Below are 15,613 nucleotides of genomic sequence, written 5' to 3' on the forward strand. Positions count from 1 at the left end.
ATGACATTGCTACAACGGCTGTTTCACATCCCCCTGTTTGGCCCGGCGCAAACACTTGCTCTCGCTTCAGGGCCTGCCTCCCTCATCCTGGCGCGGGTGGGCCGCACGCTGGACCGGATGACACCCCAGCTTAGCGCCCCTTCCACGCCGAAGGAACGGCAGGCAAAAGGTCATATAGCCTTGGTCGGGGCAGGGCCGGGGGCGGCGGACCTTTTGACCCTGCGCGCCGTCAAACGCCTGCAGCAGGCCGACGTGATTTTCTACGACCGGCTGGTCGATCCCGAAGTGCTGGAGCTTACCCGGCCCGGTACTGAAATGGTTTTTGTCGGAAAACATGTCGGGGCGCACAGCTGGCCGCAGGAGAAGATCAACCGCGTGATCGTAACCGAAGCTCTGAAAGGACGCCGCGTTGTGCGGCTGAAATCCGGCGATCCCGGCATCTTTGGCCGCGCCAGCGAAGAGATGGAGGCGGCGGATGAGGCGGGCATCCCGGTTGAGCTGGTGCCTGGCATCACTGCAGCCTCAGCCGCTGGGGCGGCGCTGGGGCGCAGCCTGACCAGTCGCGGTGTTGCCAATGCGCTGGTGCTGACTACGGGCACCGGCTGTGCCAGCGATCCTTTTCCCGATTGCACCCGCCTGTCGGAACCGGGCACGACGACGGCCTTTTACATGTCGGTTCGTCAGGCGCGGCGGCTCGCGGATCAGTTGATGCAGAAAGGCCTGCCTGCGGACAGCCCCGTTGATATCGCGGTGGAGGTCTCCAAACCCGGGGAGCGGCATTTTGCTGCCACGGTGGGCTCTTTGGCGGATGTCATCGCGGCCTGCCACATCACCGGCTGCGCGATCCTGCTGGTCACCTGGCCAGAGGGCGGGGTGCCCACAGTGCAATCGCAAACGGCGGCGGGCCAGACCGCCAAGGTTCCAAAGGCCGTGACTGCTGTCTGACTTCAGGCCCAGTCCAGTGGCGAGATGTCAAAGGCCTTGATCCGCGAATAAAGCGTGGTCGGCTTCATCTGCAAGAGGGCGGCGGCGCCGGTCGGGCCGGAGACGCGCCCACCCGCTTCGCGCAGGGCGGCGATGATATTGTCCCGGATCATCTCCTGCATTCTGGCCTCGGTATGGAACCTGGTGCCGGGCACCGGGGCGTCTTGGGTCGTGCCGGAGAGTTCGATGACCAGCTTGCGATCCTGCGAGACGATGGCAGCGCGCTCCATCGCATTGTGCAATTCGCGTACGTTGCCGGGCCAGTCATAGGCCTGCATCTGCTGCATCACCCGTTCGGTGATCACCGGCACCGGCCGGTTCAGCCTGCGGCAGGCGATCTTCAGCAGGTGTGCGGCCAGCAGCGGAATGTCTTCGCGGCGGTCGCGCAGTGGCAGGCAGTTGATGGGAAAGACGTTGAGGAACAGAAACAGATCCTCGCGGATGCGCCCGGTGCGGCGCACTGTCTCCTCAGCCAGCGAGGTCGCCGCGATCACCCGGATATCGAGCGGCTTTTCCCGGGTATCGCCCAGCCGGGTGACGGATCCGCTTTGCAGGGCGTGTAGCAGCTTGCCCTGAATTTCGACCGGCAGTTCCTCGACATCGTCGATGAACAGGGTGCCGCCGTGGGCCAGTTCCAGTTTGCCGGGCTTGTCGCGCATGGCGCCATTCGGGGCGCCGCGCATCTGGCCGAAAAGTTCGGCCTCGACCTCCTCGGGGGCGACGGAGCTGCATTTGAAATGGATCAGCGGGCGCCGGGCGCGAGGGCTGGTCTTGTGAATTTCGGTGGCGACCAGTGATTTCCCGGTGCCGGTTTCGCCGCTGATAAGGACAGTCGCTGTCGTCTTGGCCACCAGATCGATGCGGGCCACGATCTGCCGGATGGCGGGCGAGGATCCGATGATGTCGTGATGGGCGCGCTCTGATGTGATTGCCTCCTGCAGATAGGCGTTTTCCTGTTCCAGCCGGTCACGTAGGGCCGCGACCTCCTCCATCGCCTCGCGCAGCTTGCGTTCGCTTTCCTTGCGTTCGGTGATGTCGCGGAAGATCACCACCGCCCCGACCAGCACCTTCTGATCGTAGATCGGGGTCGAGACATATTCGACCCGGATCGGCTTGCCATCCTTGCGCCAGAAAACCTCGTCCTCGATCCGGTGGACCTGTTCGAACCGGAAGGAGCGGTAGATCGGGCATTGCTGTGACGGGTAGTGTTCGCCGTTGAGGTGATGATGGTGGATCATCGAATGGATGTCCTTGCCCAGCAGATCCTCAGAGGTCCAGCCCAGCATTTCGCGCGCCGCGCGGTTGACGAATGTGGTCTTGCCCTCGGCGTTGACCCCGTAGATGCCTTCGCCAGCGGCGTTGAGGATCAGCTGGTTCTGGCGTTCCAGCTCGGCAAAGAAACCTTCGGTGCGTTTCCAGTTCACAAGGCCGGCACGAAAGGTTTCCGCCAGCGCAGCAGTTTCGGCGCGCTGATCAAGGGCACGCAGATCGGTCAGCGCCAGGATGATCCAACCGTCCTGTCCCGGTACCGGCTGCGCCCGGAGTTCGCAGTTCAGCGCGCTGCCGTCCCCGGCCCGCAGAGTAACGTCGCGGGTCCAGCTTGCGCCGCGATGGTCCACCTCCTCGAGGAACACCACAAACCGGGGCATGTCCTTGCCTAGATAGTGTGAGAAGGGCAGGGGCGCGCTGCCGTCGTGCCCGTTTCCAAGGAGCCGGGCAGCGGATTGGTTCCAGTCAACCACCCGGTCTTCCGTGGTGTCGAGGACAAGCATGGCCTCGGGAATCGACTGCAAAAGGGAATCGGCGTTGAGAAGATCGAGTGACATGGGAAAAGGTTAAACCTCGTCCTCGTCAGGTTTAAACGAAATTTCGTAATTTACGATATATCGTAAATATGGGTGTCCGAAAATTAGCATAACGCACTGAAATAATGTGTTTTTGTCTGCTGCACAAATGTTGGGCGGCTGCTTTTTTTGTCCCGTGGCGGCTGTCAAAGTTTACGAAACATTGACTGAAAGGGGACACCCATGACGACAAAGAGCCTTGGAAATCCGTTCTCGGATAAGACCGATCTGCGACACGGCGCCGATTGCGGTTGCGATGGATGCCTGTCCGGACACGGCCATGACAAGGGCCACACCGAGCCACAGCATATGTCCTCTGACGACATGATGGAACGCGCCGTCGAAAGCGCCATCGTGCGCTCGGTCTTTGGGCACAATGACATCGGTCGCCGCTCTTTCATGGGCATGCTGGGCGGCAGCACTGTGGCTGCGGCGCTGGCCTCGGTCTTTCCGATGGAACAGGCCAAGGCGGCGATCCTTGACGAGTTGGGCCCGCCGGAGAAATCCGATCTCAACATCGGCTTTGTGCCGATCACCTGCGCCACCCCGATCATCATGGCGCAGCCGATGGGGTTCTACGAACGCTATGGCCTCAATGCGCAGGTCATCAAGACGGCCGGCTGGGCCGTGGCCCGCGACAAGTCGCTGTCGGGGGAATATGACGCCAGCCACATGCTGACACCGATGCCGCTGGCAATGACGCTGGGCGCCGGATCCATCGCCGAACCCTACATCATGCCCGCGGTCGAGAATATCAACGGCCAGGCTATCGTCCTGTCGAACGAACATCTGGACAAGCGCGACCCGAAACAGTGGAAAGGCTTCACCTTCGGCGTGCCGTTTGAATATTCGATGCACAACTTCCTGCTGCGGTATTACGTGGCCGAACACGGGCTGGACCCGGATGTGGATATCCAGATCCGCGTGGTGCCGCCGCCGGAGATGGTCGCCAACCTGCGTGCCGGCAATCTTGATGGCTACCTGTCGCCAGACCCGTTCAACCAGCGCGCCGTCTGGGAAGGCATCGGTTATATCCACATGCTGACCAAGGACATCTGGGAAGGTCACCCCTGCTGTGCCTTTGCCGCGCCGTTGTCCTTTGCGACCGAATTGCCGAACACATACGGCGCCCTGCTGAAATCGATCATCGACGCCACGCAATACGCGTCAAACCCGGAAAACCGCAAGGAAATCTCCGAGGCCATCGCACCGACCAACTACCTGAACCAGCCGGTTCCGGTGATCGAACAGGTGCTGACCGGCACCTATGCCGACGGTCTGGGCGAGGTGAAAAAAGTGCCCGACCGGATCGATTTCGACCCCTTCCCCTGGCATTCCATGGGGGTCTGGATCCTGACCCAGATGAAACGCTGGGGCTATATCGAAGGCGACGTCGATTACAAAACGGTGGCCGAGCAGGTCTATCTGGCCGCCGACGCCAAGAAGGTGATGAACGATCTCGGCTACGAGGCGCCCGATGTCACCTACAAATCGCACACCATCATGGGCAAGACCTTCGATCCGGCCAAGCCCGAAGAATACGTGTCCAGCTTTGCGATCGGAAAGGGTTGATCCATGCTGGATAACCTTTCAGTCAATCAGCGCGCGGTGATCCTGTCCGTGGTGATGCTGGTGGTGGGCCTCCTGATCTGGGAGGCCGCCATTCCCGCCCAGAAGGCCGCGTCCGAGCTGACGGAATACGAGCGCCTGACCGGCGGCGGTGCCCCCAAGGCGGGGGTGCCCCCGCCAAGCCAGGTGATCGCCAAGGCCTGGGAACAGCTATCGAACCCCTTTTATGATGCAGGCCCCAACGACAAGGGTATCGGCATCCAGATCGGCTATTCCATCTACCGGGTGCTGACCGGCTATCTGATGGCGGCGCTGATCGCGATCCCGCTGGGTTTCCTCATCGGGATGAGCCAGGTCGCCTATAAGGCCTTCAACCCCTTCATTCAGGTGCTGCGCCCGATTTCGCCGCTGGCCTGGATGCCGCTTGCGCTGTTCATCATTCAGGACAGCGAGGCCTCGGCGATCTTCGTGATCTTCATCTGTTCGATCTGGCCGATGCTGCTCAACACCGCCTTTGGCGTTGCCGGGGTGCGCGAGGACTGGGTCAACGTGGCCCGCACGCATGAACTCGGCGCTTTGCGCACCGCCTTTACAGTGATCCTGCCTGCGGCGGCGCCGACCATCATCACCGGTATGCGGATCTCCATCGGCATCGCCTGGCTGGTGATCGTTGCGGCAGAGATGCTCGTGGGGGGGACCGGCATTGGCTACTACGTCTGGAACGAGTGGAACAACCTCGACCTGACCTCCGTCATCTTCTCGATCCTCATGATTGGCGTTGTTGGCATGATGCTGGATGCCGCCTTTGGTGTCCTGCAGCGCGCCGTCGCCTACGCCGAATAGGAGCATTCCAATGCCTAAACCCTTTCTCAGTATCGAGCGTCTGACGCAGAAATTCCCCGACGGTCAGGGGGGCACCCTGACCGTTTTCGAAAACGCCACCTTTGGCATCGAAAAGGGAGAGTTCGTCTGCATCCTTGGCCACTCTGGCTGCGGCAAGTCGACGATCATGAACATCCTTGCCGGGCTGGCCGAGCCGACTTCGGGCGTGGTCAAGATGGATGGCACCGAGGTCTCCGGCCCGTCGCTGGACCGCGGGGTGGTGTTCCAGAACTACTCGCTGCTGCCCTGGCTTTCGACCCTGAAGAACGTCACCTTTGGTGTGAAGGCGCGCTATCCCGACTGGTCCAAGGCCAAGGTCGAAGAACACGCCCGGGAATATCTGGCCATGGTCGGGCTTGAAGGCGATGTGGTTCAGCGCAAGCCGAGCCAGCTTTCGGGCGGCATGCGTCAGCGGGTCTCCATCGCGCGGGCCTTTGCCAACCATCCCAAGCTGTTGCTGCTGGATGAACCCTTTGGCGCGCTGGATGCGCTGACCCGGGGCACCATTCAGGACGAACTCCTGAAGATCTGGGGCGGGACCGAGCAGACGGTATTCATGATCACCCATGACATCGACGAGGCGATCCTGCTGGCTGACCGCATCCTGCTCATGACTAACGGTCCTTTTGCCCGTGTGGCGGAGTCGGTGGAGATCACCATCCCGCGTCCGCGCAGCCGTACCGAGATCGTCGAACATCCCAACTACTACGCCATCCGCAACCACTTGGTGCAGTTCCTTGGCCAGAGGTCGAAAGAACTGGCCGGACAGAAAAGCGACGATCCCGATCAGCGGCCCGAAACCGTTCGGATCGACAAAACTGCGGCAGAACCCGCCACCGAAGCCGCACCAGAACCGGAACCGGCCCGCCACCTGCAGGCGGTCAACGACTGACAGGTCGGCGCGGTCGGCTGAAGACAAATCAGGAGGACAACAGATGAAAGATACTTTTGAGGTGCCCACGATGATGAGCAAAGAAGACGTGACGATGATGATCCTCTCGGCCAAGAAACAGGCCGGGATGACCTGGGAAGGCATCGCTGAAAAGATCGGCATGTCGCCGGTCTGGACCCATTCGGCCTGCATGGGCATGAATGGCTTTCCCAAGGACAAGGCCGAAGCGCTGGTGACGGCCCTTGCCCTGCCGCAAGAGGCGGTCTCGGTTCTGGAAGAGCCGCCGACCAAGGTCTGGGAACAAGCCATCCCCACCGATCCCTGCATCTATCGACTGTACGAAATCGTCGGCGTCTACGGCCCGACCATCAAGGCGCTGATCGAAGAGAAATTCGGCACCGGCATCATGTCAGCCATCGATTTCGACATGCAGGTGATCCGCGTGCCCCATGAAAAGGGCGACCGGGTGAAGATCGAGATGTCCGGCAAATACCTCGGCTATAATTCCTGGTAAGCCGTCAATCGGCCCATGTGCATTGGAACATGGGCCGCAGAAACCGCCGCCCCGGCCGTTCCACCCGATCCTCTTCCCGGGCAGGATGGTCGGGGTGGTCTATTTTGGATCAGTGGTTCAGCTGCGCGCGCAGCTCTTCTGCCTCGCGGCGGGCATCGCGCAGACCTTCCATGGCCGCGCTCAGCTCGGCTTCGGTCTGGGTCAGCTGGTTGGTCAGCTCCGCTTCGCGCTGTTGCAGGTAGGTGATCGCCTGATCGCGGGTCTCTTCGGCCTCGTGCAATTCCTGGCTCATCCGGTCCAGATCGGCGACGTCGCTTTGCCGGACGCGGGTGAAACGGTGCACCAGCCAATTGGCAAACCAGCCCATCGCGAAGGCGGCAAACAGGATGATTGCGGTGGTGAGGATGAACTCTGTCCTGTTCATTGACCCGATGTCTCCTGTTCTGTGTCGCCGGTCTCAGTGTCAGCCGCCTGTGCGTCGTCACCTTGCGTATCGACAGCCTGGGTTTCCGTATCGGCCTCAGCGTCGCTGTCAGCCTCAGCGCTTTCGGCCTCTGCTGCCGTCTCCTCCACGGGCGCCGCGGCGCTGTCGAGGGTGCTTTCCTCGCTCTCGCCAGTTGTAGGCAGCAGCAGGCGGAAATCGATGCGGCGGTTGGCTTCGCGGCCTTCCTCGGTGTCATTCGAGGCGATCGGGCTGCTTTCGCCAAATCCGCGCGCGATATAGGTCGAGGTCAGGATCCGCCGCGCCCGTAGTTCGTTGAGAACCGATTGCGCCCGCGCCTGGCTGAGGTTCTGGTTCATCTCCTCGCGGCCCTGACTGTCGGTGTGGCCCTGAATTTCCAGCCGTACCGGGCCGCATTTCTCAAGGATCGCGGCGATCTTGTCGATGATCACATTACTGCCGGCCTCCACCGTGGCCGAGCCGGGTTCAAAGGTGATCTTGCCGTTCTCCAGTTGCACGCTGGTCAGCGCCGCCTGACACAGCTCTGGCGCCATCGGTTGATCCTTGGGCGCGGGGGGCTCTTCATAGGTGATGTCGAGCTCATAGTCTTCGGCCTCGCCCAGTTTGGCGGACAGGAACTTGGCAATCTCGGAGGAGGCATCCTTGCGGTAGCTCATGCCGCGCAGGGTCAGATCCTCCGGCGTGACGCTGACTGCACCGCGCTCCAGATAGGAAAGCGCCTCAAGCCCGGCCAGCACCCGCACCGGCCAGTCGGCAGGCAGGCCTTCGGCCACCCGCGCCGCGGTATAGACGCTGTCGGAGCCAAACCGCGCCTTGGCATAGCTGTCGGCGATGGTTCGGGTGGCGGCATCGGTGATGCGCCCGCGCAGCTGCACCTGGCCTTCAGGGCTGAGCGTGGCGGTGAATTCGGGCGGTCCGGCAGCGGCATCGGTTTCCGGTATGGGCAGCACCGCATGCAGAGCAAAAACCTGCGGCAGCGCGGTTTCCAGCTCTCCCACCACCGTGTCGAATTGGGCTTCCGGCGTGCCTTCGGCGGCGACAAGGGTGATATCGGCGTTGGCGATGGTGACCGAGCCCTGACCCAATTCCGCAAGGCTCTGAATGCTGAGTTCGGCGGCATCGGCCCATGTGGGCGAGGGAACCCCCATGCCAATCACGCAGTCGGCCTCTCCCTCCAGCCCGGCAGCGCGAGCGGCGGACAGGATGCGGGCGCGGCTTTCCTCGTCCTCGGCTGAGCAGGCATCGAACCGGGCACCGCTTTCGGAAATCAGGAACCGCAGGGTAAAGGGCGTGATCACCGGGCGCGGCGCGGCAATATCAAGGCTGAGACGGATTTGCGGCGGTGCCATCTTGCTCAGCTGGCGTTCAAAACTGTCGCGTTCTTCGGCGCTGTCGGCGATTGCGGTTACCGAAACCGCGCCTGCCTCGACCGAGATCTTGGAGCGCGGCAGCAGCTCCAGCGCCGCGACGGCAAATTTCAACGCCGGGTCCCAGCCATCTGGGGTTGGGTAATCGGCGGTTTCCAGAAGGTCGGCGACCTTCTTGTTGTTGTCTTCGGCGATCCGGTCCAGCTGACCGACCAGCGTCTCGCGCGAGGCGGACAGCGGGATCAACCCGCTGATTGAAATCCCCCGATCATTGCGCAGGATTTCCGCCGAAAACCGCGGCGGCGCCAATCCGTCCGAGGGCGGCACCGTGATATCGTCGATCACCCGCGCCGCATCGACAATGCTGCCTGCCAGAGAAATCGCTGCAAACCGGGTGGCTTCGTCCGGGGCGGTGCCCTGCAGGGTGACCCGCAGCCCGTCGGCGGTGACCTCGGCCCAGTGCAGGCCCGCAACATCCAGAGACCGGCGTACTTCGCGCTCGCTGCCACGCTCGACGGCTGTGACGGCAAACCCCGCTGCGATCAGGCTCAGCCCTGCCGCCGCGGCGAAGGACAAAGTCGGGATCAGAAACGAAGACAGGCGCATTGCAACAGCATTCCCAGATACGGTTGGGCTCTGTCATACAGGCCAGCGGCGGCCTGTTCAATCACACGAAAGTGGCCACGGCAAAGAAGATCAGCGGAATCAAGCCGGTATCGCGGTTGAGCCGGAACAGCTTCAACAGGCGTGGGTTGTTGTCGGGATCAAATACGCGCAATTGCCATGTCATGTGCCAGCCCATAGCCCAGGGACCGGCAAGCGCAATCAGCAGGGTCAGCAGGTTGGCATCGACATGTGCGGCCAGCACCACGGCAAGGGCCATCAGGCCCACCGTTGCCACGATGAAGCGGCGCAGCCAGCTGGGGCTGTTGTCGCCAAACAGGCGGGCGGTGGATTTGACGCCGATCAGCGCGTCGTCCTCGGTGTCCTGATGCGCATAGATGGTGTCATAAAACAGCGTCCAGGCAATCCCCGCCAGATAGAGGATGACCGGCGGCCAGGCCAGCGATCCGGTATGCGCCACCCAGGCCAGCATGGCGCCCCAGTTGAAGGCCAGCCCAAGGAAAATCTGCGGCCACCAGGTGAAGCGTTTGGCAAAGGGGTAGACGGCAACCGGCAGCAGCGCCAGCACGCCCATGCCGATGGCAGCCCAGTTGAAGGTCATCAGGATGCCAAAGGCCACAAGCGCCTGCGCGCACATCCAAGTCACCGCGCCCCGCACCGAGACTTGACCCGAGGGGATCGGGCGCGACCGGGTGCGCTCGACCGCGCCGTCAAAGTTGCGGTCGGTGATGTCGTTCCAGGTGCAGCCCGCGCCGCGCATCAGCCAGGCCCCAAGCCCACAGGCGACAAAGATCCAGGCGTCCTGCCAGACCGGGGTGTCATCCCAGAGGATGGCCAGCGCCAGACCCCACCAGCAGGGGATCAGCAACAGCCATGTGCCGATCGGGCGGTCTGCGCGGCTCAGCCGCAGATAGGGGCGCGACCAGGCGGGCGCGTGGGTGTCCACCCAATTCCCCTTGACCGCATCTGCGACCTGACCATCTGGTGTTGGCGATTGCCCTTGCATATGTAGGACCTCATGAGTGCGAAGATCAGACTGTATGTAGAGCACCCCTTGGGGGCAGGGCAAACCATTCCTTTGGACCGGGATCAGGCGCATTACCTCTTTGGGGTGATGCGGCAGGCTGTCGGCGCCAAGGTGGCCCTGTTCAACGGGCGCGATGGAGAATGGCTGGCCGAGGTGGCCGAAGCGGGCAAACGCGGCGGGGTTTTGAGCTGTCTTGAGCAGACGCGCCCCTTGCAGATGCCGCCAGACCTGTGGCTGATTTTTGCCCCGATCAAAAAGGCGCGCACCGATTTTATCGTCGAAAAAGCCGCCGAGATGGGCGCGGCGCGGATCATGCCGGTGCAGACCGAATTCACCAATTCTGAGCGCATCCGTCAGGACCGGCTGCAGGCCCACGCGGTGGAGGCTGCCGAGCAATGCGGTGGTACCTTCGTTCCCGAGGTGACGGATCTGCAGAAACTCTCGCGCCTGCTGGATCACTGGCCGCAGGAGCGTCAGTTGATGTTCTGCGACGAGGCCGAGGTGGGGCAGAGGCTGTTTCTGGATCGCGTCGAGGGTGGCGGCCGTCCGGGGGCGGGCGGACGCTGCCCGGCCTATCGTCCGGGCGAAGTCTCTCAGCCAGGGTCTTGGGCCATCCTCATCGGTCCCGAAGGCGGTTTCTCTGAGGCTGAGCGTAAGCGTCTGCACGGGATGCAGCAGGCCCATGTGGTCAGTCTTGGCCCGCGGATCCTGCGCGCCGACACCGCAGCGGTGGCGGCAATGACCCTGTGGCAGCAAAGTCTCGGGGATTGGTAACATGGTCTGGCGCGCCGCCCGCGCGGCTGACATTCCGCCGGTAGAGCGCCTGCTGCGCCAGCATCTGCAAAGCTCGATGTTCCTTCTGGGCAACCTGCAGGATCCCGGCAATGGACAGGCGACGGATCTTTGGGTGCAGGATGACCACTCGGGCGTCTTTGGTCTGACAGAGGCGGGTATGGTGCTGATGCAGGCGCCCCACGCGCGCGCCGAAGACTGGCAGGCTGCATCGGTGCTGTTGGCGGGACGCAGCATCGTGGGCTGCGCCGGAAACACCGCACAGCTGCGCGCCTTTCTCGCCGCCAGCGATCTTGTCTCCCGCCCGACCCGGCTGGATGAAGACGAGTCGGGGTTCTCCCTTGACCTTGACCAGCTGGAAATACCGAAGGCCGAACAGGCGGCGCTGATTCCGCTGGCCGCGGCGCCGCGCGATCTGGTGCTGGACTGGCGGGCGGCCTATCATCGCGAAGTCTTGGCAACTGGGGCGGATGTCAGTGAAGAACAGGCGGCGCAGGATATCGCCGGTTACCTCGATCATGACAGTCACCGGGTTCTTGTTATTGCAGGCCAGCCGGTTGCCATGACAGGGTTCAATGCCCAGATACCGGAGGTGGTGCAGATCGGTGGCGTCTATACGCCGCCGGGTTTGCGGGGCAGGGGGTTGGCCCGCCTTGCCGTCGCCCTGCATCTGGACGAGGCCCGCAAGGCCGGGGCGCAGCGGGCCGTGTTGTTCGCCGCCAGCCCGGCAGCAGAGCGCGCCTATGAGGCAATCGGGTTCCGGCCCGCTGGATCATTTTCTCTGGTGCTTTTTGCCCCGGAACAGGAGGTGCCATGAGTTTCATCCGACCCGAAGCACAGGCCAGCCTGTGGCGCTGGCGCGAGCTGATCGTCGCGGCGCTGATGCTGCTGGTGGGGCTGAAATGGGCTTTCACCTCCTATGGATTTACCGCCATGACCGGCTGGGCGCTGATCGCGGTCGGGCTGGTTCTGGCCGTGGTAGGCGCGCAGCGGTTGCGCTTCCGGCTGGGCGCAGGCGGGCCGGGTGTGGTCCAGGTGGACGAAGGGCAGATCGCCTATTTCGGCCCTCTCACAGGTGGCGCCGTTGCGGCCTCTGAAATCGAACGGCTGCGGCTGGATCATACAGCGAAACCGCCCCATTGGGTGCTGGAGCAGCCGGGGCAGCCGCCGCTGGCGATCCCGGTCAACGCCGAAGGTCACGAGGCACTGTTTGACGTCTTTGCCAGCCTTCCGGGGCTGCGCACGGAAAGGATGCTGGCCGAGCTGCGCAAGGCCGGTGCTCACCAGGTCGTGATCTGGGAGCGCATCCCAAGCCGACCCACCCACCAAAGGCTGCATTGACACCGGCGTCGTTTGGCCCCACTTCTGACCGCCGAAAACAGCGAAACAACAGGACGGAGTGCCCGGCATGTCCATTCCCCAGTCCGGCGGCGGACCGATCGAACGCCACGAACAGATGGCCGAATACCTGGCCTCCGGCTGTAAACCGAGCGCCGATTGGCGCATCGGCACCGAGCACGAGAAGTTCGGCTATTGCAAGGATACGCTGAAACCGCTGCATTATGCTGGTCAACGCTCGATCCAAGCGGTGCTGGAAGGGCTGCGCGACCGCTATGGCTGGTCGCCCGTCACCGAAGGCGGCAACCTCATTGGCCTGACCAAGGATGGCGCCAACGTCAGCCTTGAACCCGGCGGGGCGCTGGAGCTTTCGGGCGCGCCTCTGGAAACCATTCACGAGACCTGCGACGAGGTAAACGTCCACCTGCGCGAGGTGAAGGAAATCGCCGACAAGATTGGCGTCGGCTTCATCGGCCTTGGCGCTGCTCCGATCTGGACGCATGACGAGATGCCGCTGATGCCCAAGGGGCGCTACCGGCTGATGAACGATTACATGGCCAAGGTCGGCACCATGGGCCGGGACATGATGCGCCGCACCACCACGGTGCAGGTGAACCTTGATTTCGCCTCTGAGGCCGACATGGTGCAGAAACTGCGCGTCGCCCTGGCGTTGCAGCCGGTGGCCACTGCGCTGTTTGCCAATTCGCCTTTCTTCGAAGGTAAACCCAACGGCCACAAGTCCTGGCGCAGCAAGATCTGGCGCCATCTCGACGATGCGCGCACCGGCATGCTGCCCTTCGTCTTTGAAGAGGGCATGGGATTTGAACGCTACGTGGAGTATGCGCTCGATGTGCCGATGTATTTCGTCTACCGCGATGGTGAATATATCAACGCGCTGGGCCAGTCCTTCCGCGACTTCCTCAATGGCAAACTGCCCGCGCTGCCCGGTGAAACCCCGACGCTCAGCGATTGGGCTGACCACCTGACCACCGCCTTCCCCGAGGCGCGGATCAAGAAATACATGGAGATGCGCGGCGCCGATGGCGGCCCCTGGCGCAGGCTCTGTGCGCTGCCGGCCTTCTGGGTGGGGCTGATGTATGACCAAAACAGCCTCGATGCGGCCTGGGATCTGGTCAAGGGCTGGGATGCGGAAACCCGCGAGGCCCTGCGTGTTGGCGCGGCGGAACAGGCGCTGCAGGCCGAGGTCGGAGACATCAAGATGCACGATCTGGCGCGTCAGGTGCTGGAGATTTCCGAGGCAGGCCTCAAGGCGCGCGCCCGTCCCGGCGCTGGTGGCATGGTCCCTGACGAGACGCATTTCCTCAACGCTCTGAAGGAAAGCATCGACAGCGGCAAGGTCCCGGCAGATGAGCTGCTGGAGCATTACCACGGCGACTGGAACGGCGATCTGACCCGGATCTACGCCGAATACAGCTACTGATCCTGCAGCGTTGCATCCGGTCATAGCACCGGTTTGGTGAGCATAAGCCAGAGAATTCCCAAAACCGCTGCAAAGGCGGGCCAGCCACAAGCGTACCACCAGCGAAAAAGCTGGTGGTAGCGTGCGGGCAAGGGCCTGCCTACAACATAGGCGGCGCGGGCCAGATCGCGCAGCCGGATCTGGATCCAGACCACCGGCAGCCAAAAACAGCCGACCAGCACATAAAGGCCGAGCGACAGGACGACCCAACCCTCGGTCAGGGGCCACCCGGCCTGTTGCGTCAGCAAGTATCCAGTGATGGGTTGCAGGATTGCGGCGGTTGCGGTGAAGATCCCATCGGCCAGCACCACGATGCCCGAGACATGGGCGATCAGCGCCGGATCACGGCTGCGGTTCGAGATCAGCATGAAGAAGGCAATGCCAGCGCCGGTGCCAAGAAGGACGGTTGCACCGATCACATGCAGGATAAGAAGAAGATCGTAGGTCATCTTTCCTCCATCAGCAGCCAGACCATGACGGCCAGCGCCATGCTTGGCAGGACCTTGACCATCGGCCCCAATGGATCGCCCCACAGATCTGGGGCGACGAGGGCGCTGCCCAAGAGGTAAAGGGCAGAGAGGGAAATCATGGACAGGGCGGCGGGTCTGGTCCAGCGCCGCCAGAGGATGGCAAGGCCCAAACAGATGTCCACCGCAGCGCCGCCCACGACGATTGGCACCGCCAAGCCATGCGGTATGGCGCGACCACTCAGCACTGCCGCAGTGCCAGCGAGGTCAGCCAGTGCGATCAGGCCGGACAGGGTCCAGAACAGCGCAAGCACCGCAATGGCCAGCGGCAGAGCGAGATACGCGCGGGCAAAAATCCTGTCCTGCCGCGTGGCCGGGATACTGCGCAGCGTTGCTGTGAGGGATCGGCAGGGGGAACCTCCGGCGGCTGTCCAGTTCTGTGGATCGCCAGCTATTCCGTCTTGCAAGGCGCTAAGGGCGGTACTGCGCAGCGGCGCGCGCCAGCCGAGGTGCCCCAGAAGATCCGCAACGGCGCCAATGGGTTTGAGAATGCGTTGATCAAGGGGCAAGGACCAGCGCGCGGGCGGGTATCCCAGCCAGCTCCGCATGGCTTGCAGCAGTTCGGGGAAGCTGCGGCTCTCCTCTTCGGTGAGATCCGCAAGGGTGCCAGCGGGCACCTCGGAACGGGCGGCCATGCAGATGGCTTGGGTCAGATCGTCGATATGGACCGTCTGGATCTGGGTCTTGGGGAAGAGACGGGGGGTCACGGCGGGCAGCGCCGCCGCTGCGCGCAGCAGCGCGGTGCCGCCATAGGCCTCGGGTGCCAAGACAAGCGTAGGGCGCAGGATGACCCAGTTGTGATAGCGTGCCGCGATCAGCGCATCGCCCCGCGCCTTGGTGCGGAAGAACCGGGTGCTGGCCTCGGGGTGGGCGCCTGTGGCAGAGATCTGGATCAAGCGGATATCCGCGCCTTCAAGGGCCGCGAGAAGGGTAGTTATCGCCGTGACATGAATGGCTTTAAGATCGTCGCGGCCGCCATCCTGGAGGGCGCCCGCAGCGTTCACCACAACATCAACGTCCGCCAGGATCGTTTTCCACTCGCTGACAGAAATGGCAGGGATGTCGCGGATGATCCAGTCGGCCTGCCTGTCCGATGCCTGCGCGGCAGTGCGCGACCGCCCAAGGCCGATGGTGTGAAACCCCGCTTGCGAAAGCGCGCGCATGGTTGCGGAACCGATCAGCCCGTATCCACCAAGGACCAGCGCCTTGGGGCGGGGGGAGGTGTCTTTGTGGTCGGGGATCATGAGAAACCTCGATTTGGCGGTGCCTGGGGGCGGTTGGGGGCAGGGGGCGTTTGGGGAAGGGGACCG

15 protein-coding genes are annotated in these 15,613 nt (G+C 63.0%); 9 read left to right on the plus strand and 6 right to left on the minus strand.

Annotated features, from left to right (window positions below; genetic code table 11):
• Window positions 1–945, plus strand: a complete 945-nt coding sequence (gene cobA / locus SM765_RS05840; RefSeq protein WP_274837525.1) for a uroporphyrinogen-III C-methyltransferase — start codon at window positions 1–3, stop codon at window positions 943–945.
• 2 nt (window positions 946–947) lie between these two features.
• Here cobA and SM765_RS05845 read toward each other — a convergent pair whose 3' ends face one another.
• On the minus strand, window positions 948–2,810 hold the full coding sequence (locus SM765_RS05845; protein ID WP_274837526.1) for a sigma 54-interacting transcriptional regulator: 1,863 nt from the start codon (window positions 2,808–2,810) through the stop codon (window positions 948–950).
• Between the two features lie 201 nt (window positions 2,811–3,011).
• Here SM765_RS05845 and SM765_RS05850 point away from each other — a divergent pair, with 201 nt between their 5' ends.
• From SM765_RS05850 to cynS, 4 genes are read left to right on the plus strand one after another with little or no spacing between them, the layout of a single operon-like run.
• Window positions 3,012–4,400, plus strand: coding sequence for a CmpA/NrtA family ABC transporter substrate-binding protein (locus tag SM765_RS05850; RefSeq protein WP_274827547.1), 1,389 nt, complete (start codon window positions 3,012–3,014; stop codon window positions 4,398–4,400).
• A 3-nt stretch (window positions 4,401–4,403) separates the two neighbouring features.
• Window positions 4,404–5,240, plus strand: a complete 837-nt coding sequence (ntrB, locus tag SM765_RS05855; RefSeq protein WP_274827548.1) for a nitrate ABC transporter permease — start codon at window positions 4,404–4,406, stop codon at window positions 5,238–5,240.
• Window positions 5,241–5,250: 10 nt separating this feature from the next.
• Window positions 5,251–6,171 (plus strand): ABC transporter ATP-binding protein, encoded by a 921-nt coding sequence (locus SM765_RS05860; protein WP_274827549.1) that lies wholly within the window; start codon window positions 5,251–5,253, stop codon window positions 6,169–6,171.
• Between the two features lie 43 nt (window positions 6,172–6,214).
• Window positions 6,215–6,685 (plus strand): cyanase, encoded by a 471-nt coding sequence (gene cynS / locus SM765_RS05865; protein ID WP_237028372.1) that lies wholly within the window; start codon window positions 6,215–6,217, stop codon window positions 6,683–6,685.
• Between the two features lie 109 nt (window positions 6,686–6,794).
• On the opposite strand, the gene SM765_RS05870 is transcribed toward cynS, so the two are convergent.
• The 3 genes from SM765_RS05870 to ubiA form a co-directional block, all read right to left on the minus strand.
• Complete coding sequence (locus SM765_RS05870; RefSeq protein ID WP_065272443.1) at window positions 6,795–7,109, minus strand: hypothetical protein; 315 nt, start codon at window positions 7,107–7,109, stop codon at window positions 6,795–6,797.
• On the minus strand, window positions 7,106–9,121 hold the full coding sequence (locus tag SM765_RS05875) for an OmpA family protein (RefSeq protein WP_274834662.1): 2,016 nt from the start codon (window positions 9,119–9,121) through the stop codon (window positions 7,106–7,108). Before SM765_RS05875 ends, SM765_RS05870 begins: the two co-directional genes overlap by 4 nt.
• A gap of 61 nt (window positions 9,122–9,182) precedes the next feature.
• Window positions 9,183–10,145 carry a 4-hydroxybenzoate octaprenyltransferase gene (gene ubiA / locus SM765_RS05880; protein WP_274834661.1) on the minus strand — a complete coding sequence of 321 codons (963 nt, stop codon included), beginning with the start codon at window positions 10,143–10,145 and terminating at the stop codon, window positions 9,183–9,185.
• Between the two features lie 12 nt (window positions 10,146–10,157).
• On the opposite strand from ubiA, the gene SM765_RS05885 reads away from it, so the two are divergent.
• The 4 genes from SM765_RS05885 (at window position 10,158) to SM765_RS05900 (ending at window position 13,737) form a co-directional block, all read left to right on the plus strand.
• Window positions 10,158–10,940, plus strand: a complete 783-nt coding sequence (locus SM765_RS05885) for a 16S rRNA (uracil(1498)-N(3))-methyltransferase (RefSeq protein WP_274834660.1) — start codon at window positions 10,158–10,160, stop codon at window positions 10,938–10,940.
• 1 nt (window position 10,941) lies between these two features.
• Complete coding sequence (locus SM765_RS05890; protein WP_274834659.1) at window positions 10,942–11,775, plus strand: GNAT family N-acetyltransferase; 834 nt, start codon at window positions 10,942–10,944, stop codon at window positions 11,773–11,775.
• Window positions 11,772–12,299 carry a hypothetical protein gene (locus SM765_RS05895; RefSeq protein WP_065272447.1) on the plus strand — a complete coding sequence of 176 codons (528 nt, stop codon included), beginning with the start codon at window positions 11,772–11,774 and terminating at the stop codon, window positions 12,297–12,299. The genes SM765_RS05890 and SM765_RS05895 overlap by 4 nt, the downstream gene beginning before the upstream one ends.
• Before the next feature lie 67 nt (window positions 12,300–12,366).
• Window positions 12,367–13,737: a glutamate--cysteine ligase gene (locus SM765_RS05900; RefSeq protein ID WP_274834658.1), complete on the plus strand. Its 1,371-nt coding sequence runs from the start codon at window positions 12,367–12,369 to the stop codon at window positions 13,735–13,737.
• Window positions 13,738–13,757: 20 nt separating this feature from the next.
• On the opposite strand, the gene SM765_RS05905 is transcribed toward SM765_RS05900, so the two are convergent.
• Window positions 13,758–14,225 carry a DUF2269 family protein gene (locus SM765_RS05905; protein WP_274831454.1) on the minus strand — a complete coding sequence of 156 codons (468 nt, stop codon included), beginning with the start codon at window positions 14,223–14,225 and terminating at the stop codon, window positions 13,758–13,760.
• Entirely contained in the window at window positions 14,222–15,547 is a 1,326-nt protein-coding gene (locus SM765_RS05910) for an SDR family oxidoreductase (RefSeq protein WP_274837527.1), read from the minus strand. Before SM765_RS05910 ends, SM765_RS05905 begins: the two co-directional genes overlap by 4 nt.
• Window positions 15,548–15,613 lie beyond the last annotated feature (66 nt).

This window comes from Pseudophaeobacter sp. 1A09344 (assembly GCF_041008745.1).
Classification (GTDB): Bacteria; Pseudomonadota; Alphaproteobacteria; order Rhodobacterales; family Rhodobacteraceae; genus Phycobacter; species Phycobacter gallaeciensis_A.

Bases quoted from the DNA above. Each gene is read 5' to 3' on its own strand.
- cobA (WP_274837525.1), top strand. From the start codon at position 1: ATGACATTGCTACAACGGCTGTTTCACATCCCCCTGTTTGGCCCGGCG.
- SM765_RS05910 (WP_274837527.1), bottom strand. From the start codon at position 15,547: ATGATCCCCGACCACAAAGACACCTCCCCCCGCCCCAAGGCGCTGGTC.
- SM765_RS05890 (WP_274834659.1), top strand. From the start codon at position 10,942: ATGGTCTGGCGCGCCGCCCGCGCGGCTGACATTCCGCCGGTAGAGCGC.
- ubiA (WP_274834661.1), bottom strand. From the start codon at position 10,145: ATGCAAGGGCAATCGCCAACACCAGATGGTCAGGTCGCAGATGCGGTC.
- SM765_RS05885 (WP_274834660.1), top strand. From the start codon at position 10,158: ATGAGTGCGAAGATCAGACTGTATGTAGAGCACCCCTTGGGGGCAGGG.
- SM765_RS05895 (WP_065272447.1), top strand. From the start codon at position 11,772: ATGAGTTTCATCCGACCCGAAGCACAGGCCAGCCTGTGGCGCTGGCGC.
- SM765_RS05860 (WP_274827549.1), top strand. From the start codon at position 5,251: ATGCCTAAACCCTTTCTCAGTATCGAGCGTCTGACGCAGAAATTCCCC.
- cynS (WP_237028372.1), top strand. From the start codon at position 6,215: ATGAAAGATACTTTTGAGGTGCCCACGATGATGAGCAAAGAAGACGTG.
- SM765_RS05850 (WP_274827547.1), top strand. From the start codon at position 3,012: ATGACGACAAAGAGCCTTGGAAATCCGTTCTCGGATAAGACCGATCTG.
- SM765_RS05900 (WP_274834658.1), top strand. From the start codon at position 12,367: ATGTCCATTCCCCAGTCCGGCGGCGGACCGATCGAACGCCACGAACAG.
- ntrB (WP_274827548.1), top strand. From the start codon at position 4,404: ATGCTGGATAACCTTTCAGTCAATCAGCGCGCGGTGATCCTGTCCGTG.
- SM765_RS05905 (WP_274831454.1), bottom strand. From the start codon at position 14,225: ATGACCTACGATCTTCTTCTTATCCTGCATGTGATCGGTGCAACCGTC.
- SM765_RS05845 (WP_274837526.1), bottom strand. From the start codon at position 2,810: ATGTCACTCGATCTTCTCAACGCCGATTCCCTTTTGCAGTCGATTCCC.
- SM765_RS05875 (WP_274834662.1), bottom strand. From the start codon at position 9,121: ATGCGCCTGTCTTCGTTTCTGATCCCGACTTTGTCCTTCGCCGCGGCG.
- SM765_RS05870 (WP_065272443.1), bottom strand. From the start codon at position 7,109: ATGAACAGGACAGAGTTCATCCTCACCACCGCAATCATCCTGTTTGCC.